The sequence below is a fragment of the Taklimakanibacter lacteus genome, assembly GCA_003576695.1.
In the GTDB taxonomy this organism is placed as follows: domain Bacteria; phylum Pseudomonadota; class Alphaproteobacteria; order Rhizobiales; family Aestuariivirgaceae; genus Taklimakanibacter; species Taklimakanibacter lacteus.
Genome location: QOZQ01000003.1, coordinates 275,353 through 296,438 on the forward strand (window position 1 = coordinate 275,353; position 21,086 = coordinate 296,438).

General features: G+C 63.1%; 14 protein-coding genes. 9 read left to right on the forward strand and 5 right to left on the reverse strand.

Annotation, left to right across the window (positions count from 1 at the left end):
- The first annotated feature begins 118 nt into the window (after positions 1-118).
- The 6 genes from DT068_RS06915 to DT068_RS06940 are packed head-to-tail and all read left to right on the forward strand — an operon-like array spanning position 119 to position 10,439.
- On the forward strand, positions 119-2,581 hold the full coding sequence (locus tag DT068_RS06915) for a hypothetical protein (protein ID WP_368904497.1): 2,463 nt from the start codon (positions 119-121) through the stop codon (positions 2,579-2,581).
- Positions 2,578-3,540, forward strand: a complete 963-nt coding sequence (locus tag DT068_RS06920) for a hypothetical protein (protein WP_119389065.1) — start codon at positions 2,578-2,580, stop codon at positions 3,538-3,540. The genes DT068_RS06915 and DT068_RS06920 overlap by 4 nt, the downstream gene beginning before the upstream one ends.
- Before the next feature lie 19 nt (positions 3,541-3,559).
- Positions 3,560-4,438 (forward strand): hypothetical protein, encoded by an 879-nt coding sequence (locus DT068_RS06925; protein ID WP_119389066.1) that lies wholly within the window; start codon positions 3,560-3,562, stop codon positions 4,436-4,438.
- Complete coding sequence (locus DT068_RS06930) at positions 4,435-6,012, forward strand: c-type cytochrome (protein ID WP_119389067.1); 1,578 nt, start codon at positions 4,435-4,437, stop codon at positions 6,010-6,012. The genes DT068_RS06925 and DT068_RS06930 overlap by 4 nt, the downstream gene beginning before the upstream one ends.
- Positions 6,013-6,022: 10 nt before the next feature.
- Positions 6,023-7,546 carry a c-type cytochrome gene (locus DT068_RS06935; protein WP_119389068.1) on the forward strand — a complete coding sequence of 508 codons (1,524 nt, stop codon included), beginning with the start codon at positions 6,023-6,025 and terminating at the stop codon, positions 7,544-7,546.
- 16 nt (positions 7,547-7,562) lie between these two features.
- Positions 7,563-10,439 (forward strand): patatin-like phospholipase family protein, encoded by a 2,877-nt coding sequence (locus DT068_RS06940; RefSeq protein ID WP_119389069.1) that lies wholly within the window; start codon positions 7,563-7,565, stop codon positions 10,437-10,439.
- 6 nt (positions 10,440-10,445) lie between these two features.
- On the opposite strand, the gene DT068_RS06945 is transcribed toward DT068_RS06940, so the two are convergent.
- Together DT068_RS06945 and DT068_RS06950 are read right to left on the reverse strand one after the other, a co-directional pair.
- Positions 10,446-11,168 carry an alpha/beta hydrolase gene (locus DT068_RS06945; RefSeq protein ID WP_119389070.1) on the reverse strand — a complete coding sequence of 241 codons (723 nt, stop codon included), beginning with the start codon at positions 11,166-11,168 and terminating at the stop codon, positions 10,446-10,448.
- Between the two features lie 150 nt (positions 11,169-11,318).
- A complete protein-coding gene (locus DT068_RS06950; protein WP_119389071.1) occupies positions 11,319-12,119 on the reverse strand; it encodes a phytanoyl-CoA dioxygenase family protein in 801 nt (266 codons plus the stop codon).
- A gap of 69 nt (positions 12,120-12,188) precedes the next feature.
- Between DT068_RS06950 and DT068_RS06955 the strand changes: the two genes are divergently transcribed.
- Positions 12,189-13,097 (forward strand): LysR family transcriptional regulator, encoded by a 909-nt coding sequence (locus DT068_RS06955; protein WP_119389072.1) that lies wholly within the window; start codon positions 12,189-12,191, stop codon positions 13,095-13,097.
- 67 nt (positions 13,098-13,164) lie between these two features.
- Here the strand turns inward: DT068_RS06955 and DT068_RS06960 are convergent, their stop codons facing one another.
- Together DT068_RS06960 and DT068_RS06965 are read right to left on the reverse strand one after the other, a co-directional pair.
- Positions 13,165-13,980, reverse strand: a complete 816-nt coding sequence (locus DT068_RS06960; protein WP_119389073.1) for an oxidoreductase — start codon at positions 13,978-13,980, stop codon at positions 13,165-13,167.
- Between the two features lie 63 nt (positions 13,981-14,043).
- Complete coding sequence (locus DT068_RS06965) at positions 14,044-14,649, reverse strand: TetR/AcrR family transcriptional regulator (RefSeq protein WP_119389074.1); 606 nt, start codon at positions 14,647-14,649, stop codon at positions 14,044-14,046.
- An 83-nt stretch (positions 14,650-14,732) separates the two neighbouring features.
- Here DT068_RS06965 and DT068_RS06970 point away from each other — a divergent pair, with 83 nt between their 5' ends.
- Together DT068_RS06970 and DT068_RS06975 are read left to right on the forward strand one after the other, a co-directional pair.
- Positions 14,733-15,842: an efflux RND transporter periplasmic adaptor subunit gene (locus tag DT068_RS06970; RefSeq protein WP_119389075.1), complete on the forward strand. Its 1,110-nt coding sequence runs from the start codon at positions 14,733-14,735 to the stop codon at positions 15,840-15,842.
- On the forward strand, positions 15,842-18,952 hold the full coding sequence (locus tag DT068_RS06975; RefSeq protein ID WP_119389076.1) for an efflux RND transporter permease subunit: 3,111 nt from the start codon (positions 15,842-15,844) through the stop codon (positions 18,950-18,952). The genes DT068_RS06970 and DT068_RS06975 overlap by 1 nt, the downstream gene beginning before the upstream one ends.
- A gap of 64 nt (positions 18,953-19,016) precedes the next feature.
- Here the strand turns inward: DT068_RS06975 and DT068_RS06980 are convergent, their stop codons facing one another.
- The gene (locus tag DT068_RS06980) at positions 19,017-21,038 is read right to left on the reverse strand and encodes a CHAT domain-containing protein (RefSeq protein WP_162914044.1); all 2,022 of its coding nucleotides are present in this window, start codon (positions 21,036-21,038) and stop codon (positions 19,017-19,019) included.
- Between the last annotated feature and the right edge of the window lie 48 nt (positions 21,039-21,086).

Here is a 21,086-nt window from a genome sequence, read left to right on the forward strand (position 1 = left end):
AGGATGATGGCCTGCGATTGCAAGTTTCCGCGTCTCGGTTATAGTTCGTGACGAGGGCCAAGAAACTATCCTGAGGAAGACCGAGAGCGTTCATCGGTTCAACCCGTTGGAGCGTTTCGTGCCTCGTTCGTCTGTCAATCGCCGCTATCGGCTGCAAGGATTTATCGGCCCCATACTCGCCAGCATGGCGGTGTGGATCGCCTGCCTGCTGCTGATGACGCTCGCCGCCCATGCGCAATCTTCCTTGAGCGAAGGCTACGCCAAGGAAGTGGCGCCCCTGTCATCCTCAGAGCGTGCCGGCAGCGAGATCTGGTTCAACGCCACGGCCTTCAACGACCGCTTCTTCACCTATGGCTTCCAGCAGCGCCTCGGCGGCGCCATCGACTGGTACGGTATTCTGGCGGCTGAGAAGAAGCGCGATATCTTCCAGGCCTGGGGCGGCATTCCCGATCCCGATTGCTGCATTCCGGGCGATGCCAATTGCCCGGCCAAGTCACTCGCCGAAACTTATGGCTTCCAATATTGCCCGGGCGATGCGGCACTCCTGTCCTTCATCGGCAAGACCGGCTATCGCGACCCCGCCTGCGACCTGAAGGACGCCCCCGTCGCCGACAAGGACCAGCGCCAGAATGCGTGCGACCTGCATTTCGGCACCTCGACCGGCATATTAGGCCTGCGCAAATTTCCCAATCCGCGCTTCAAGAAGGAAGCATGGCTCAAGCTCAATGGCAGTCTCGAATCCTGGGAGGGTTATCGCGCCGCCCTCGATATCTATCCCGGTGACAAGCAAACGAAACCGAACCGGCTGCTCGACGGCTCGGTCGAGCCGCCCTTCCGCATTGGCATGGCCTGCGGTGGCTGTCATATCGGCTACAAGCCGGGCAAGCCGCCGCTCGACGCGAACAAGCCCGCCTGGGAGAATATCGACGGCCTGGTCGGCAACCAGTACAGCCGGGTGTCCAATCTCTTGGGCTCCGGCTTCGGCAAGCATGCGCTCGAATGGCAATTGATCGCGCGGGCGCGGCCCGGCATCGTCGATACCTCGGCGCTGCCGATGGACTATGTCTCCAATCCCGGCACCATGAATGCGATCATCAATTTCGCCCGCCGCCCGCTGCATGAGCATGACATATTGAAGTGGCGCAAGGCGGATGCATGCGCCGCCGGCACATCGGTCGATGACTGCTGGTGCGAGCCGGGCAAGCCCGGAAAATGCTGGCAGCGCTCGCGCAAGAAGGAGCTGGTGCCCAACATCCTCAAAGGCGGCGAGGATTCGATCGGTACCGAGGAGGCGATCCAGCGCGTCTATTTCAACATCGGCTCATGCTCTGAGCAATGCTGGCTCAACCACATACCTGACCTGCGCGCCGCCGATCCGAAGCAGCGCAATTACGGCCAGACGCCCTTCGACATCGGTCAATGCCGGCGCGACTGCGCCAGCTTCCGCGCCATCGAGGACCGCCTGCCGGACCTGAAGGCGTTCTTCCTGTCGGCGCGCCCGAGCGATCTGTGGCAGGCGCGGGGCCTTGCCTCGCCCGCGGCCCTCGAGGCCGAGCTCGATGGAACGTTCTTCCCCGGCGCCGTGAAGCGCGGGCGCGATATCTATGCGCAGCAATGCGCGAGCTGCCATTCGAGCGGCAAGCCGCCCTTCGACAACACCGATTTCCTGGCGACCGTGCCGGGCGATCCGACCTTGCGTGCCGACTGGCTGGGCAATGATGCAGTGGAGCCGGCGAGCGAGGTCGGTACCTATGCCGGCCGCGCGATGCATTCGAACCACATGCCGTCGCGCGTCTGGGAGCAATATGCCGCGATCGACCTGCGCGAGCGGCCGCGCGATCCGGCGCGCCCGGAAGTCATGGCCGGTTCCGGCCGCGGCTATGACCGCAATGTCTCGCTGCTCTCCGCCTGGGCGCATGCGCCTTTCATGCACAATAATGCCATCGGGCCTGAAATCTGCGGCAAGCCCGCGGACAAGGCGGTCGATTTCTACGATCAGCCCTATGTGGACGCGGCCGGTAAGCCACTCGCCAACCCACCGGCCTGCACGCCCTATGATACGAGCGTCGCCGGACGCTTCGCGCTCTATGTCGCCTCGATGCGCGACATGCTCAATCCGCAAAGCCGCATCGACAAGATGCATCTGCTCTCCGATGACATCATCATCCCGATCGCGCCCAAATTGCAGAATCCGGAGCTGAACGAGCGTCTCGGCATCGAGATCAGCCTGCGCGTCCCCAAGGGCTATCCGGCCCTTGCCATCAACAGCCTGCGCTTCAAGGACCTCATCCAGGATGCGGTGCTCCAGCGCACCAATGAGAAGAAGCTGGATGAAAAATATGCCGGCATCCTCGACGCTGCGCGGCTCGCCGAGCTCAAGAGCGGATTGCGGCGTTTCATTCTCGACGCGATTGTCGAAGACCGGCCGACCGTCCTCGATCTGGTCGCCGATCGCGACAAATTCGTGCAAAGCTTCTATTCCAACATCCTCGACCGCGTCGAGAACCGCGGGCATCGCTTCGGTGAAACCCTGTCTGATCAGGACAAGGATGCCCTCATCGCTTTCGTGGCCACGCTATGAGGCTCATCTCCACCATGCGCAAGATCCTGCTCGGCGGTGGCGTGCTGCTCATCGCCGCCGCTGCCGCTTTCTATTATTTCGGCTTGCGCAAGGAGCCGCTGCCTCCGCGACCGGATATTCCCTTTGCGGCGCTGGAAGATACGTCCCTGAAGGATCCCGACAACCCGTCACGGGTTTTCCGCGTCGACTTCGCCCGGGTCGAGCATGACGTGCCGCTGAGCCACGCCGATCTGGCCAAGCTCACGCCTGCCAATCTCAAGGCTATGAGCCAGGAAGAGATCGACCAGATTTATGCGCGGCTGAAAGCCGGGCCCATTCCGGATGGCGTGCTTCGCGGCGATCTGTTCTTCGAGCGGGGCGAAGACGGCTTGCGCACGCGTCTGGCCGAGATTCTGGGCGGCGGGCTTGGGAAGGGCGCCGATGCCAAGATTGCCGGTCTCGAAAAGCTCGGCAAGGGGCTGTGGAAGGGCAAGCGCTTCTATCGCGACGAGCGCGTGCTGCGCAATGTCATCGAGGACTTTGCGCCATTGAAGGCGCTGATCGACGATGAGAGCAGGATCGAGAAGATAGAGATCGCGCGCACGGGCCTCCTGTCGTGGATCAGCCCGCGCACCACCGCATGGCTCCTGTTCCCCGCCAAGCTCTATTGCGGCCAGAGCCTGCTCGATGGAAGGCGTGAATCGATCATCATCGACTATGCCTATTCGCATGATCTTCCGGGCTACATGGACAGGCCCGATGCGCTGGCGGGGCGCGGCGGCCTCGCCATCCGCGATGAGATCCGCATGGTGCGTCCCGGCTTCTATCTGGGCCGCGCCTATGCCAACCGAATTTTCCTGCTGAATTTCACGGTCTACGATCCGGAGAAAATGAGCGATGGCCTGCAGGCTTTCTTGGACGGCAGGGCCGTTGAAGAAGATTGCTGGGCTGGCGAACCGAGCGAAGTTGCGGCTCAGTAGGGCGCCGGGCCTTGCAGCATTGACGCTGGCCTTGGCGGTCAACCCGGCCATCGCGGCGACGGTCTTCGACCAGCTTTATCCGGCCGGGAATGGCGAGCCGTCTCTGCCTTACCCGATCTCGGCGTTGGTCGATGACCTTGCCTCGCGCACCGGCGCCCGGCTGCAGACGGGCTTCATACCGCTCGGCCGGTCATTGCAGCGCTTCGCGGCCGATCCCGATTATTTCACATCGCCGCGCATCGTCCTGGCGGTTAGCCGGGACGGCAAGGCCGGGATCAGGCTGCGCGACCGTCTATTCATCGGCTATCAGCCTGCCGTGGCCGCGCTGGAGATTATCGCCTTCGATGAAGCAGCGGGAGAATTCCGCTTCCTCCAGGTCGAGAACTATCGCGACGGAGGGCAACAGAGCTTCACCGCGATCGATGAGGCCACCTGTCACGCCTGCCACCAGTCGCGCGGGCCGATCTTCTCGGCCGCCCCCTGGGATGAGAGCAACGCCAATCCGCGCGTCGCGGCCAGGCTTCCAGGTAAGGTGGAGGGTCTGGTCATACGCCAGGATTTCGACGGCATCGACCAGTTTGCCCGCTCGGTGCAGCGCGCCAACCGGATCGCCGCCGCAAGCCGGCTGAAACATGTGGCAGCGAGCAAGCCGTCATCGCAGCCGATGATCGACGCCCTGACGGCGGCCTTTCCTGACGGGCTGTCGATCACCGATCCGAAGATCCCCAACCGCGATCCGGCTTCATTGGTGGAAGCTGGCATGGCGCCGATGGATGCCATGGAGACCAAGGGTGCTTTCGATCCGGAAACGCCGCGCCGGTCCATTCCGGTGTGGAAGTCGGGTCTGACCGCCGAAGCGGATGCCATGCAGTTGATCGAGGAGGCAGACAGCCCATGAACCTGGCAGTGCTTCCCTGGCGGCGAATCATCAAGGTCCTGTTGGCGTTTCTCATCATCACCGGACTCTATTTCGGCTGGCGCCTCAGCCGCGACGAACCGGAAATCTTCGCGGATAATCCCGCGCTGCAGTTCAAATATGGCTCGACGGGTGGCGACAAGAATTTCGGCATTCCCTTTGCCGTCTGGCAGGTCTTACCCGTGCTCTTCAGAGACAAGCTCCCCAGGGGCCGCGAGGCGGAAGGCTGGGGCGCCTTCGGCTTCATCACCGAAGAATTCGCCGATGGCGCGCCACGCCCGCGCCACCAGCGCCCGGTCGGCACGACCATGCGCAATTTCATGGGGCTCGAGCGCATCTTCCTCAATTGCGCGGTCTGCCATGCGGGCGTGATCCGGAAATCGGACAAGGACAAGCCTGAGATCGTGCTCGGCATGCCGGCCAACACGGTCGATCTCGAAGGTTTCCAGAACTTCCTGACGACGATCGCTCAGGACCCGCGTTTCACGGCGGATGATATTCTGAAGGCGATCGACGATCAGAAGGTGGATCTCGATTTCATCAACCGCATGGCGTTGCGCTTCATCGGCGTCAAGCAGATGAAGCAGCTCATCGAGAATATCAGCGAGCGCTTCGAGTTCACGCTCGACGAGCCGGCCTTCGGTCCCGGCCGCTTCGACACATTCTCGCCCGCCAAGGCCCTGATGAACTGGCCGCGCCAGAACATCCCGCCGCAAGAGCGTATCGGCGTCGTCGACTTCCCCTCCATCTGGCTGCAGGAACAGAAGCGCCATATGTGGCTGCATTGGGACGGCAACAACAACAAGCTCGAGGAACGGAACCGTTCGGCAGCCTTCGGCACCGGCGCCAATTTTCCCATTCTCGACCGCGAATCCGTTGGCCTGATGGAGAAATGGGTACTGACCGCCAAGCCGCCGAGCTTCGCTTCCTACTTCCCGGTCGACAAGGGGCTCGCAGCCCAGGGCCAGCCGGTCTACCAGGCGCGTTGCGCCAAATGCCATGGCGTCTCAGGCACCGATTTCAGCGGCGAATGGGTGGGGCAGACGACGAAGATCGCGGAGATCGGCACCGACCGCTACCGCTTCGACAATTACAGCTACGATCTGATGCTGAATCAGAGCGCGCTCTATGTCGGTGATGCCGAGGAGCGCTTTCAGAATTTTCGAAAGAGTGACGGCTACGCCAATATGCCGCTCGACGGGCTGTGGCTGAGAGCGCCCTATCTTCACAATGGGTCGGTGCCGTCGCTGCGCGACCTCCTCAAGCCGCCGGGCGAGCGTCCAGCCGCCTTCTATCGCGGCTTCACCGTCTATGATCCGGACGACATGGGTTTCGTCTCGCGGCCCGGCCAGATCTCCGAAGGAACGAAGCCCTATCTCTTCTGCTACGCCACCAAGGCTGAAGGCCTGGCGCAATGCGGCGCCACCGCGCCCGACAACCGTGGCACCTGTGACGCCGAGATCTGCAAGGGCAATGGCAGTTTCGGCCATGATTATGGAACTGACCTTGCCGATGCCGAAAAGAATGCGCTGATCGAATATCTCAAGACCTTCTGAGAGGCCGAACATGCCGATTTACGAGACCATACGCAGAAGCGTCATCAGGTTCCTGAGCGGCCCGTTGCTGTTGCTTCTTCTCGGCGTCTGCGTCGTTTTCTATTCCAACTACAAGTTCTTCTATGTCGAGCCGCAGGATGTCTGCGCCGATGTCGAGAAGGCGCATCAGGAGGGCTGCCGCGCGAATATCGCCGAAGAGCAGTTCAAATACGGCTCGATGAATGCCGAGAACGATCGTGGCATTCCCTATCCGATCTTCTATGTCCTGCCGCGCGTCTTTCCCCATTGCCTGCCCGGCAACAAGCTTGGTGGCTATCGCGCCTTCGGCCTGCCCTGGGAGGAGGGGCGCGAGCTGCCGGTGGGCTTCTCCAAGCGCCGACTGGGCTTCGACCGCATCACCCAGACCTGCGCCATCTGCCACACGGCGAGCTACCGCATGAGCGTGGCCGACAAGCCGATCATCGTGCCGACAGGGCCATCGCATACGACGCAATCACAGGAATTCCTGCGCTTCCTGCGCTGCGCCGCCAATGACGAGAAGTTCAGCTTCAAGGGAATGTGGGAGGAGATCAAGCGCAACTTCAAGATGGGGCTGGATGACTGGGCGATCTATCACGCCCTGATCCCGGTCGTGCGCGCGAGGATACTCGAGCAGGTCGATGGCTTCGCCTGGATGGACCAGGATGATTTCCGCCCCGGCATGAAGCGGCCCGACTGGGGCCCCGGCCGGGACGACCCGATGAATCTCACCAAGTTCTTCCTGCTCGATGCCGACCGCCACACCGACCAGACGACCGGCAATGCCGATTTCCCGGCAATCTGGAATCTCTCGGCGCGCGAGGGCCAGTCGATGAATTGGGCCGGCGAGACGTTGGATCCCCTTGCGGTGATCATGGATTCCGCCCTGGGTCTTGGCGCACCACCCGGTCCCCATTTCGAGAAACAGATGCGCGACATCCGCGCCTATCTGCAGCGCGTGAAACCGCCGAAATATCCGCTTGCGCCGCCTGTGGACGACCCGGCGGTTCGGGCGGGCAGGGTGCTCTACCAGGCGAACTGCGCCGACTGCCATGAGACCGGTGGCAAATATTTCGGCAAGGTGGTTCCGATCGAGGATATCGGCACCGACCGCGAACGCTATGACACCTGGCGGCAGGAAGATGCCGACGGCGCCAACAAGGTGGCGTTGGAGATGGGCGTGCGGCGCGCCAATATGGTCAAGAGCAAGGGCTATATGGCGGGACCGATATCGGGCCTCTGGTTGACTGCACCCTATCTGCACAATGGCGCCGTGGCCAATCTCAAGGAGTTGTTGACGCGGCCGCAGCAGCGCCGCCTCACCTTCTATCGCGGCTGCGATGTCTATGATCCGGTGAATATGGGCTTCGTTTCCGATCGCGAGGAGCCATCCTGCCCGAGCAATTTTCTGTTCGACACGGAGCTGCCGGGCAATGGCCGGCTCGGCCATGCCTATGGCACCGAGCTGACGGACGTCGAGAAACAGCAGCTCATCGAATATCTGAAAACCCTGTAAGCGGAGAAGCGGGATAATGGGCAACTCGGACAAGCAAATGCTGCTGGAAGAGCTTGCGACCGTGGGCGAGCGGCGCGATGCGCCAAGGAAGCTCTTGCAGAACCTGCAGCGCGCGGCACCGCGCGAGGGGCCTTACACGATTGGCCTCGCCTTTTCCGGTGGCGGCATAAGATCCGCCACCGTCTCGCTCGGCATCATGCAGAAGCTCGCCGGCGCTGGCCTTTTGAAGCATGTGGACTATCTCTCGACCGTGTCGGGCGGCGGTTATATAGGCTCGGCGCTCACCTGGTGGCTGCGCGGCAACGCGCCCGGCGAACCCGATTATGAAAGCCGCTACGACACGGGAGGTAACCTTCCTTTCGGCATACGCGATCCACGCCTGCCGGAGCCCGAGCCGGCGCCGGATCCGGTTGACGGCAAAAAGCGGCTTACGCCGCTGCAATATCTGCGCGTCCAGGGAAATTATCTGGCGCCGGGCAATGGTCTCACCCTTTGGTCCGGCCTTGCCGTGGTGGCGCGCGCCATCCTGCTCAATCTGGTGATCTGGGTACCGGTTACGGCGCTGGTGATGGGGCTGATCTATGCGGCAGGACGGTTGCCTTTCCTCAAGGGCCTGCCTTTCGCCGTGCGCATGGTGGCTCCGGGCACGCTCGAAACGGCTGCCGAGGCGGTGGGGTCGAACGGCCAACTGGAATTGAACCAGACGATTCCGCCGGCCTTTCTCCTGATGCTCATCCTGGCGCTGGCGCTCTTGGGGCTGTTCATTCTCGGCAGTCTCAATCACTCTCTGCTGTCATGGACGAGCCTGACAGAGGCGGATGAGGACCAGAAATCGGCCGATGCGGCGGTGCCGGCCGAAGCGAGAACGAAGTGGTACAGCTGGCTGCTGGTCGCGCTCGCGATCCTGTCCGGCTTCATGCTGCTTGCGGTCATGGCCTTCTGGATGCTCCCTGCGATCAAGGCGCTCTTCGCGCCTGGCGGATCAGAGGCCATTGCGGCGTTGCCGCCGCCGACGACCGCCGTCATCCTCTGGCTCATCGTCCTCGTCGTCTCGGTATTGGCAGTCGCCTACATCACCCGGCAAAGTCCTCTGCAGGGACTGAAAGGCGTGGAACAGAAAACGAGCGGCATGGCCTTGCTCGGCCTGCTGCTGATCCTGGGCTCGTGCTACCTTGCCGATTACCTCATTCCGGACAAAGGCTGGTCGATTCTCGGGAGGCTTCCGGAAGCCCTCCTCTTCGTCTATGGCATCGCCTTCATCGGCTTCGCCGGCTTTGTCGTCGCCTTGCTCACGCGGCACATGCTCCGCGGGCAGGCGGTCGGGGACTCAAATGCGGAGATTCAAAGCCCGACGCCGGCGCTCATCCAATACAGCTCCCGGCGCGTCTTCGAATGGTTCTTCGGCCATGTCTTCGTCTACATCATTGCCTTTCTCGTCATCGGCAGCCTGCCGCTGGTGAGCCACTATATCAACTATGGCCTGGGCGGCGTCTGGGCGGCTTTGGGGCTCGGCATCACCTTCGCCGGCAATATGCTGAACCGGGTGCGCGGCAATACGAGGCTCACCCAGATCACCATCATCGTCGGCGCGGCACTGTTCGCCTATGGCATCCTGCTGCTGGGCCATCGGCTGGCTCTGACCTTCATGGAAGGCGAGTTGCTGCCCCGCGCCTTGATCGGCGCCGCCGTCATCGCAGCACTTCTGGGCGGCTGGTTCGTCAACACCAACCATATCGGCTTGCACCGCTTCTATCGTGACCGCCTGATGGAAGCCTTCCTGCCGGACGCCTTGACCCTGAAGGGCGACAGCAACGCCGCGGCAACCGCCGCCAATGAGTGGCGTCTGGCCAATTGCTGGAGCAAGGTCTGGTCCAAGGGCCCGTATCAGATCATCAACGCCAATGTGGTGTTGACCAATTCGAGCGAACGGAAATATCGCCAGCGCGGCGGCGACAATTTCATCCTGACGCCGGAATTCATCGGATCATCCGCCACCGGCTGGCACAAGACCGGGAAATCCTCGACCAAGGACATGACGCTGGCCTCGGCGATGGCCATCTCGGGTGCTGCCGCCAATCCGCGCGGCGCCGCCGGCGGTCGCGGCCTTACCCGCAGTACTTTTGTGTCCCTGGCCATGAGCCTGCTCAATGTCAGGCTGGGCTATTGGATTCCCAATCCGCGGCTTGGCGTACCGAGATTTCTGCCGCTGCGCCCCAATCATTTCTGGCCCGGCGGCTTCTATGCGCTGGTGCGCCGCGGTTACCGGGAAGACTCGAAATGGCTGGAGATCGCCGATGGCGGCCATTTCGAGAATCTCGCGGTTTACGAACTGGTGCGCCGGCGCTGCGGCCTGATGATTGTCTGCGACGGCGGGCAGGACAATGCTTCCTCCTACAGCGATCTGGTCACGGCGGTGCAGCGGGTGGCTCAGGATTTCGGCGCAACGGTGCATTTCGACATGCAGGTCAAGAAGACGGGCGAACGCGGATTCGAAGACTCGAGCCCGGCGCGGATGATCGCCAGCGCCCAGTTGACCGACTATCCGAAAGGCGCCGAATTCGCCGAGAAGGGCTATTGCGTCGGCCGGATCGACTATGGCGAGCGCGGCGGCAAGGGCTGGCCCAGGATGGGCATCATCATCTATTTGAAGTCGGCCCTGATCATGAGGCTGGCGATCGGCGCCAAGGGCTATCGCGGCGCGCATCATGATTTCCCCAATGAGTCGACCGGCGATCAGTTCTTCGATGAGGAGCAGTTCGAAGCCTATCGCGAAGTGGGCTATCGGATCTGCGAGCAGATGATCGATGAGCTCGATCTCGCCGCCCTGTTTGCCGGCGGGCGGCCCTCCTTGGCGAATCTGCGCAGCAACCGGCGCTTCAGGATGAAAACTTAGGCGGGGTTACTCGAAGTTCGCGAGAAACGCTTCGGTCGCCTTCCAGTATTCGTCCGACTTGCCTTGCGGCTGGAGCAGCGCGCTCGATCCATGCACGCCGGTGCTGTCGGGGATGAACTGCGTCTTGTCCTTGGAGGCGAGCGCCTCGAGGATCAGCCTGGCGATGACCTTCTCCTTGTCGCCACGCGAAGTGATGAAGACCGGTACCGTGACCTCTTTCGCCGCCGCCCGCACTGACGGCTTGCCGTCGAAATACTCGCCGGGCGAGAAGGCGAGCACGCCCGCGACATCCTTGTGCTTCGAGGCCAGGATGATGGCGAGCGAGGCCGAATAGCTTGAGCCCCAGGCGATGATCCTGCTCTTGGGGTGTTTCTCGCGCGCCCGGTTGAGTGCCGCCTCGAGATCGGGCAGGGCATCGGTAAAGACCCAGAAGCCTTTCGCTTCCTTCGCGGTGCGGTTCTCCACCTCGCCATAGTTGCCGCCCGAGCGCTGGTCGATGGCGAGGACCGAAAAGCCATCTTTCACGAGGCGCGGCGCGATCTCGCGATATTCGAGACGGTTGAAGCCGGCCTGGTGGAAGGCGAGGATCACCGGTCCCTCAGCCCTGGGGCCGGCATAGTAGTCGCCATAGACGGTGATGCCGTCGGATGTGGTGAAGGAGACAGGCTCCTGCGCCTTGGCCGGAACTGCGCCAATGGCAAGCAGGACGAGCAGAGCGAGCAATCTCATGGTGGCCCCCGGAGCGGAAGAGGCTCCAGTAGAGGCGCCCTTTCCGCCCACTTTATGGCAGGAGCCGGAGCATCGAAGCGGTTTCGGCTGATCCGATGCGCAAATCAAAGAGATAGGGCGTCGGGAGATTCAATTGGAACGTCCGGCGCTCTATTGCCGCCAGATCACCGGAAACCAGTCTTCGCGCAGCCGCTGGCCGTCCTTCATGTCATGGCCGGGATAGGGCGGCGAGGTGCGGCCGGGCCGCGTGACATAATGCGCGTCATCGCCCACCCAGCGCATCGAGAAAGCACGCCGACGCCGGTCCGAATTGTTGCCGCGAGCGCCATGCACGGTCTTGTAGTGGAAGGCCACGGCATCGCCGGGCTCCATCTGCCACTCGACCACCTTGTGCTTGCCGGGCTCGGCATCGGGATCGGGCACCGGGAGATAGTCGTGCTCGCCGGCATAGAAATTCTGCTCCGACAGCCAGCGCACCGGCAGCACCATCTTGGGCCATTTATGCGAACCCGCGATGCAGCGCAAAGTCGCCTCCTTCACCGGCTCGACCGGCACCCAGAAGCTCACCGTCTGCGCGCCATCGACGAAATAATAGGGCGCGTCCTGATGCCAGGGCGTGGGCTTCGAGGTGCCCGGCTCCTTGACCAGCACATGGTCATGGAAGATCTGAGCCGATGTCGACTGCATGAGCTCGGCCGCGGCCTGGGCGGCTGGCGACTTGCGGATGAGCTCAGTGAACTCCGGAATACGCTCCCAGTTGCAGTAATCGTCGAAGAAGCGCCCGCCTTCGCCGGCCTTCAGATTCTCGGCCGCATACTGGCTGGGCTCGCGCATATTGCGCTCGATCCCCTCGCTGATCTGGGGCACCCAGTCCTTGAACAGCCCCTTGATGCAGACGACGCCGTCGCGCTCATAATCCGCGATCTCTTCGGCGCTCACATATTTGCCCATGCATGCCCTCCTGTGCTGTCCAGCACTGTTGCATGGCGCCAAACATCAAGTAAAATAATGTTTGATAATATGAAACATCAAGATTTCCTATCACTGACCCTCAAGCAGCTGCGCTATGCGGTGGCGGCGGCCGATACCGGCAATGTGACCAAGGCGGCGGAGGGGCTTCATGTGTCGCAGCCCTCCATCTCGGTCGCCATCGCCCAGATCGAAGCGCATTACGGCCGCAAGCTGTTCGTGCGCCGCAAGGGCGAAGGCGTCTCGCCGACCGCTTTCGGCAACAGTTTCATTCGCGCGGCGCGCAAGCTTCTCGAAGATGCGGGCCAGCTCAATGCGCTGGCCCATGCAGGTGGAGTCTTGGGTGAGGTGACGCTCGGCTGCTTCACCGATCTCGCCCCTTATCTGGGGCCGCGTCTTCTCGGCGCCTTCCGCAAGGCGGAGCCTGAGGTCACGGTCGACTTCCGCGATGCCGGCTTCGATGAGTTGGCCAGGGGGCTCGGCAAGGGATCGATCGACCTGGCGCTGACCTATGATCTGGGCCTCGGGCCCGACATTGCGCGCCACACGCTGGTTGAGCTTGCGCCCTATGCCATGCTGCCCGCCCGTCATGCCCTGGCGCGCCGGTCATCGGTGGCGCTTGCCGATCTGGCGAGGCACCCGCTGATCCTCACCGACCAGGCGCTGAGCTGGCAGCATGTGGTGGGGCTGTTCAACGGCCAGGGCCTCGAGGTCGATGTGGCGGCGCGCGCGTCCTCTTTCGAGCTCCAGCGCAGCATGGTGGCGAACGGGCTCGGCATCGCTGTCGCCTATACGCGGCCCAAGGGTGACCAGAGCTATGACGGCGCCAGGCTCGCGATCCGGCCGATCTCCGACCGATTGCCGGCCCAGCGCATCCTGCTCGCCTGGGCGAAAGCTGAGGCGCCGACACCGGCGGCGCTTGCCTTGCGCGCGTTCATCAAGAGCCGCTTTGCGGCGTGAGCTTGGCGTGCAGCAAGGAGACACCGTGACCGCCGCAGGCAAGAGGTCGGCACATGATGTGACGATGTCAGACCGGCAGCCCGTTCTGCTTTCGCAGGCTCTTGTCAAAAGCGGATTCCGGGACGAAGCGGCGCAGGAAGCTGACCTGGCGCGCCATTTTCCCCGCCGCATAACGCCTCCGGGGAACGGAAGCGGTCGCTGCCTTCAAGACCGTCTCTGCGACAACCTCGGGAGCATCGCCTGTCTCCATCGCTTTCCGAAGGATCATATTCATGCCGGCACGGGCGCGGCCATAGATATCAAGCAACTGATCAGGTCTGGCGAGATTTTCTTCAAAGGAGGTCCGGGTATAGGCCGGCTCGACCAACACAACGCGAATTCCGAATGGGCGCAGTTCGTGGTCGAGCGATTCGGAATAGCCTTCGATGGCATGCTTGGTCGACGCATAGAGCGCGGAATAGGGAGCTGGAATCAGGCCCAGCACCGAACTCAAATTGACGATTCTGCCCTTCGCCTGATGCCGCATCGTCGGCAACACCGCATTGGTGATGCGAAGGACGCCGAAGACGTTTACGTCGAACAGCGCCTGCGCCTGGGCAACCGAGGATTCCTCCGCGCCGCCCAGCAGGCCAATGCCGGCATTGTTGACAAGCAGGTCAATGCGGCCGGCCTTGGCCAGCACCTCATCGACCAGCTTGGCCACGGATGTATCATCCGTCACGTCGCAGGACAGCATGGTTACGCCATCGGATCGTTCGGCGGCCGCGCGACGGCTGGTCCCGAATACACGAAAGCCCGCATTCTGCAGGGTTTTGGCCGTGGCGTGCCCGATGCCGGTGGATGCCCCCGTCACCAGGGCGACGCCGTGATTGGTCTTGCTCATGAAATTCACTTCTTCTTTATTTAGATTGGGGGGTGAGAGAAGCACCAAGAAGCGCGGACATCCTCATCGGCGTGTCGCCGGCTGGGCGTCGCCTTTGGACAACGCCGCCCGCACGCCCAGGGCGCCTGCTTGCAGGAATTGCTTTGACAATTGCTCGTCATTGACAGCGCGCGAGAGGAGCACCGCGCCGACCATTGTCGAGAGGACGGCCATGGCCTTGGCGCGCGATCTCCTGCTTTTGGCCGGGTCGATCCATGGGCCAAGCATCTCGAGATATTGCCTGGTCCCCGTTTCGAACGAAGCCTTCACATTGGCGCTCTGCCTGGCGGCATCCGAGCCGAGCGCCACGACCGGGCAGCCGTCCCTCCTTTCCTCGCGATGCTCCATGCTGAGATAGAAAGCGATCACCGCGCCGAGCGGGTCTTCAGGATTGGCTGCAGCCGCGGCTGACCACCGGCGGGAAGCGCTCTCCAGCGCCCGCTCGGCAGCCTGCGCCGCCAGGTCGTCCTTTGACTCGAACTGCTTGTAAAACGCGCCCTGGGTCAGCCCGGCATTTTCCATCAGGTCCTTAAGGCCGATGCCGTCAAAACCGTGTTCCCGGAAAAGGCGGCTAGCCACATCGATAACCCTCTGGCGGTTTTCCTCAGCCTGGATGCGGCTCGTGCGCATGGTTGACCTCTTTTTTAGATTGCGTTCGACATCTATATAGGATATAGAGTGTGAATGCAATCTATTTTTATGAGGCGAATGTCATGAAAAAAAGACCGGTCATCGTCCTGGGGGGCATCCTGATCGCAGTGTCAGGGGCGGTCGCATTCGCCACATTATCCATTCGCCCGCAGGAGGCATCTGCCGTCGGCGACCCGAGGCAGGAACCACCGATCGTCAGATTGGTGACGGCAGCGTCGGTGACCGGATCCGAGCGCGGCTTCACGGGCCTCATAGCGGCGAAAGTGCAGAGCAATCTTGGTTTTCGCGTCGCCGGCAAGATCGTGGAACGGCTTGTGGATACGGGTGAGCAGGTCAAGGCCGGTCAACCGCTGATGCGGATCGACGAGACCGACCTCAGCCTAGCGCTCACCGCGAAGAACAACGCCGTTGCCGCAGCGCGCGCATCTGTCGTTCAGACGACGGCCGATGAACGGCGATATGCCAGCCTGGCCAGGAAAGGGTGGGTCTCCCAGCAGCGCTACGAGCAGGCGAAGGCAGCGTCGGATACGGCGGAGGCGCAACTCGCCGCCGCCGAAGCCGAAGCGCGAGTCGCCCGGAATGAGGCGGCTTACTCAGTGCTGGTGGCGGACGCCGATGGAACAGTGGTCGAAACGCTGGGCGAGCCGGGGCAGGTCGTCTCTGCAGGCCAGACCGTGGTCCGGATCGCAAAAGCCGGTCCCCGCGAAGCGGTGGTGGCGCTCCCCGAAACGCTCCGGCCGGCAATCGGCTCTTTGGCCGAGGCCAGCATATATGGAGGCGATGGACACCGTTACAAGGCGCATCTGCGCCAGCTATCGGACTCCGCCGATCCCCAGACCCGTACCTATGAGGCTCGTTATGTGCTCGACGGCGAGGCTGCGACAGCCCCGCTTGGTGCGACGGTCACCCTTCGGCTGGCCAGCCAGGCGAGTGAGTCTGAAATCGAGGTGCCGCTGGGAGCCGTGCTCGATGACGGCCAGAAGACCGGCGTTTGGGCTCTGGACAGGAGCACCTCGACGGTGCGTTTTCGGCCCGTCAAGCTTGTTCGGGTGAGCGGCGAAGCCGCTGTGATCTCCGGACTGAGCTCTGATGATCCGATTGTTTCGCTCGGCGCTCATCTTCTGCGGGAAGGCGCTCGTGTCAGGACTGAGTCCGAAGGCGGAGGCAGCTGATGAGCCTCAACCTTTCCGCGATCGCGGTCCGCGAACGGGCCGTCACCCTGTTCTTCATCCTCCTGCTGGCGGCCGCGGGCGCCTACGCCTTCTTCATGCTCGGCCGGGCGGAGGACCCCAACTTCACCATCAAGACTCTGACGGTGACGACGGCATGGCCGGGCGCTACCGCGCGCGAGATGCAGGATCTCGTCGCAGAACCGTTGGAGAAACGGATCCAGGAGCTGACCTGGTACGATCGGGTGGAGACGACCACACGGCCAGGTTATGCATATATGACGGTTACGCTGAAGGACAGCACGCCGCCATCTGTCGTGCAGGAAGAGTTCTACCAGGCGCGCAAGAAGCTTGGCGATGAAGCCCGCAACCTGCCGTCCGGCGTCTACGGGCCCTTCGTCAACGATGAATATTCCGATGTCAGCTTCGCCCTGTACGCCCTCAAGGCGAAGGGCATGCCGATGCGGGATCTCGCAAGGCAAGCCGAGACCATTCGCCAGGACTTGCTGCATGTGCCCGGCGTCAAGAAGATCAACATCCTCGGTGAACGTCCCGAGCAGATATTCGTCGAGTTTTCCTATGCCAAACTGGCAACCCTCGGTGTATCGGCACAGGATATCGTTGCCGCCTTGCAGCGACAGAACACCGTCACACCCGCAGGCTCGATCGACACCAAAGGGCCGCAGGTCTTCATACGGATCGACGGCGCTTATGACAGTACCCAGGCGATCGCCGACACGCCGATCGTCGCCGGGGGGCGGACACTGAAGCTTTCCGACATTGCCGAGGTTCGCCGCGGCTATGAGGATCCTCCGACCTATATCATCCGACATCAGGGGGAGCCGACCATCGAACTCGCGGTGGTCATGCAAGAAGGCTGGGATGGTCTGGCGCTTGGCAAGGCGCTGGAGGACAGGACGGCGGCCATTGCACAGACGCTGCCGCTCGGGATGACGCTCGACAAGGTGACAGACCAGGCCGTCAACATCACTTCGGCGGTCGATGAATTCATGATGAAGTTCGCGATGGCGCTCGGCGTGGTGCTGTTGGTGAGCCTCCTTAGCCTCGGCTGGCGTGTCGGCATCGTCGTGGCAGCTGCCGTCCCCCTGACGCTTGCCGTCGTGTTCCTCATCATGCTGGAGACCGGCCGGTTCTTCGACCGCATCACGCTCGGCGCTCTCATCCTGGCGCTCGGTCTTCTCGTGGACGACGCCATCATCGCCATCGAGGTGATGGTGGTGAAAATGGAGGAAGGCATGGACCGCATCAAGGCTGCGGCCTATGCATGGAGCCACACTGCGGCGCCGATGCTGTCCGGAACGCTCGTGACGGTCGCCGGATTCCTTCCCGTAGGCTTCGCGCCTTCGACGGCCGGCGAATATGCCGGCAACATCTTCTGGATCGTGGGCTTCGCGCTGATCGTCTCCTGGATCGTCGCAGTGGCCTTCACGCCCTATCTGGGCGTGAAGATGCTGCCCGCGATCAAACCGGTCGAAGGCGGTCATCACGCGATCTACGACACCCCGAACTATCGCCGCCTGCGGCGGCTCATCACTTTTGCGGTCCGCCACAAATTCCTGACCAGCGGCATCGTAGCCATCGCCTTCGCTCTTTCGGTCGTCGGCATGGGCGCGGTCAAGCAGCAATTCTTCCCGACATCCGATCGCCCCGAAGTGCTGGTGGAGGTTCGCCTGCCGGAAGGCACCAGCATCGAGACGACGACAGAAGCGGTCGAGAAGCTCGAGCACTGGCTCGCCAAGCAGCCCGAGGCCAAGATCGTCACGAGCTATGTCGGCCAGGGCGCGCCGAGATTCTTCCTGGCGCTGTCGCCGGAGCTGCCTGATCCTGCCTTCGCCAAGATCGTCGTGCTGACACCGGACGCAGAAACGCGCGAGGTCCTGAAGCATAGGCTCCGTGAGGCGGTGGTCCAGGGGTTGGCACCTGAGGCTTATGTGCGCGTCACACAGTTCGTCTTCGGTCCCCCCTCAGTCTTCCCGGTCGAGTTCCGGATCATGGGACCCGATCCCACGCAACTCTACGCCATTTCCGAAAAGGCGCTCGACATCATGCGGGGCGTCCCTGATGTGCGGGAGGCCAACCGCGACTGGGGCAACCGTACGCCTGTGCTGCGCTTCGTGCCCGATCAGGATCGGCTGAATCTCATTGGCCTGTCACCGGCGGAGGTGGGCCAGCAGCTGCAGTTCCTCCTCACCGGAATTCCCGTCACGCAAGTCCGTGAGGACATCCGCAACGTCCCCATCGTGGCACGCAGTGCCGGGGCTGGGAGGCTGGACCCGGCGCGCCTGGCGGATTTCTCGCTGATGAGCCGGGATGGCCGGCAGATACCACTCGACCAGATCGGCCATTCGGAAGTCCGTCTGGAGGAGCCGATCCTGAAGCGCCGCGACCGCACGCCCGTCATCACGGTCCGCTCGGACATCAATGAGGCTACGCAGCCTCCGGAGGTTTCCAAGCAGGTCATGACCGCGCTTCAGCCGCTGATCGCATCCCTTCCGGCCGGCTACCGCATCGAAATGGGCGGATCGATCGAGGAGGCCACCAAGGCCAACGACGCGTTGGGCAAGATCTTCCCGGCCATGATCGCGGCCACGCTCATCATCATCATGCTGCAGGTGCGGTCCTTCTCGATGATGGCCATGGTGCTGCTGACGGCGCCGCTCGGCCTTGTCGGCGTCGTGCCTGCGCTGCTCATCTTCAACCAGCCCTTCGGGTTCAATGCCATTCTCGGGCTCATCGGACTGGCTGGCATCCTGATGCGCAACACGCTGATCCTGACCGAGCAGATCAAGGAGAATCGTGCTGGCGGCCTTGACGATTATCACGCCGTCATCGAGGCCACGGTGCAACGAACGAGGCCCGTGATCCTGACCGCTCTTGCTGCCGTGCTCGCCTTCATCCCGCTCACGCATTCCGTCTTCTGGGGATCGATGGCCTATACGCTGATCGGCGGGACGGCGGTCGGGACGGTGTTGATCCTGCTCTTCCTTCCCGCGCTTTATGCCGCGTGGTTCCGGATCAAGCCGATTGCAGACGAGATACATGAGGAATCGTTGGAGGAGCCGGAACTGCGTACGGCAATGGCCGCCGAGTAGGGCTCTGTTGCGGGAGCAGGGCAGGCGGCAGCGGCCCTGAAGCGCCGACATCGGCCGCCCTGAATTAGGGTTCGCCGAGCAGCGAGAAGGGCGCCCAGTAGGAAGGCCGCGCGGCCTCGGGGCTCGTCTGCATGACATCGAGCAGCGCCTGGCGGAAGGCTAGCGCGAAATCCCGTCCGGGGCGGCGGCTGGTCCAGTGCCGCATGGTGGCCGTCGTGATCGCGACGGCCGCGTCCGAGTTCACCGGCCAGTGCGAGACAAGGACCGATCGCGCCCCGGCGCTCAGGAAGGCCGAGGCGAGACCCGAATAGGCTTCCGAATCGATCGGGCTGTCGGCGCCGGTGTTGCAGGCGGACAGAACGACGATGCTGGCCTTGAGCCTGAGCTGTGGGATCTCGGACGTGGTCAGTAACCCGTCGGCGACGACCATGAGGCCCGTGGCCGAGGGAACGAGCGACTGGCGCGACTCCTTTTCCGACGGCGTCAGAGCGAGAGCCGCCTCGAAGAGGCCATCGATCTCGCCTGGCAGCAGGCCGTGGGTGGCGAACATCAGCACGCTGTAGCGCGCCAGTGCACCACTCTCCGACAAGGCGAGAAGGTTCTTCTCGGACGCATTTTGGCCGAACAGCATGTCTTGTGCCGTCGCCCCGAGCCCCGCGGCGATCCGGCGGATCTCGCCCTCGGACTCAGGCAAGGGCTTGAGCCTTGCCATGGCCTCGACGGCGCGGATGACGCCGGGCTTGCCGGCCATCAGGGCATAATCGGGATTGCCGATGCCCAGGAATCCTTGCGTCGCATCGGCGCCCGCCGGCGCCGGCTGCTCGCGCGCGGTGAGGGTGGAAAGCAAGGGAAGCACGGTCACGGCATGTTCGCGCACCAGCCACGGCAGTTTGCGGAAATCAGCCGCGCCTTGCGGGGGCGCCTGCGTCAGCAGGGCTTCAAAGGGCAGTTTCGCCAGCGTGCCGTCGGCGACGACCATGAGATGGCTCTTGCCGGCAAGCTCTCGACTGAACGGGCCGAGCAGGTCGCGATAGAGCTGCCATGCCGGCATCAGGGCATTGCTATCATCGGCAAGCTGGTCGGCCGTGGCGAGGACGCTGGCACTGCGGCCGAGCGGGGCGCCGATGGCGCCGCGGAACCGCGCCGCCAGCGCGTCGATATCGAGGATCCTGACCGGAACCTCGCTCCAGCGGACGGCGTCGTGCGTGACGACGAAGGCATGGACCTCGGCCATGTTGCCTTCGACGAAAAGGACAAGCGCCTCGTCCGGCGCCAGCAGGCGGGCGACCTCATCCACGCCGAGCGGACGCGGCAGCAGAATGCCGGCAATGTCGATCTTCTCCTTGGCGATGAGGGCGACCGCATCCCGCAGCAGCTTCCCCTGGTTCGCCTGCAAAGCTTCCTTCTGCAGGCGATAGGGACTGCCAGGCTCGCCATGCAGCCCCGCGGCAATCTCGCGTTCGGTCTGCGCATAAGGCCCGAGCGCATCGGCCATCATATGGACGAACTTCACTTCATCGCTCTGCCGCCCCTCGCTGGCGGCGCGCCTTGCCTGGTGACGCAAGACCGCGAAGCCGGCCCGTGTCATATGCGCAAGTTGCGCGGCCCGGAAGGCTTCGTCCGTCACCTGCCGGGACAGCGCCGCATCGGCGCCTTCCATGAGCGTGCTCGCCGTCGAGAGGAAGTCGCGGAAGGGCTCGGTCTGCTCGAAGACCGGCATGGCGATGGCCGTGTCGCGATAGAACAGGTAGCTTGCCGCGAGATTGCGCCCCAGCGCGATGGCCCGCCGCCCATGCGCCAGAGCCGCCTCGCTGTTGCCGGCAATGGCATAATCGGACGCCGCTTCCTGATGCAGCGCGGTCATGTGGCGGCCGGACGCGCCCTTCTGCTTGTCGATGAGCGCCGCCGCCTCGCCGATGGCCTTCCCGATGGCGGCATTGTCGCCCTCTGCTGCCGCTTCGAGCGCCGCATCGAGCAGCGCCTTGACGGCGGGATCGCTGCGGACCAAGACGCTGCCCTCGGGCTTGAGGAGGATGGCGGGGGTTTCTTCTGCCGGCGCCGGCTCGATCAGAGCGATGGCGATCATGACTATCGCGAGCAGACGCGAGCAGACAAAGATCATGGCGGGGGACGG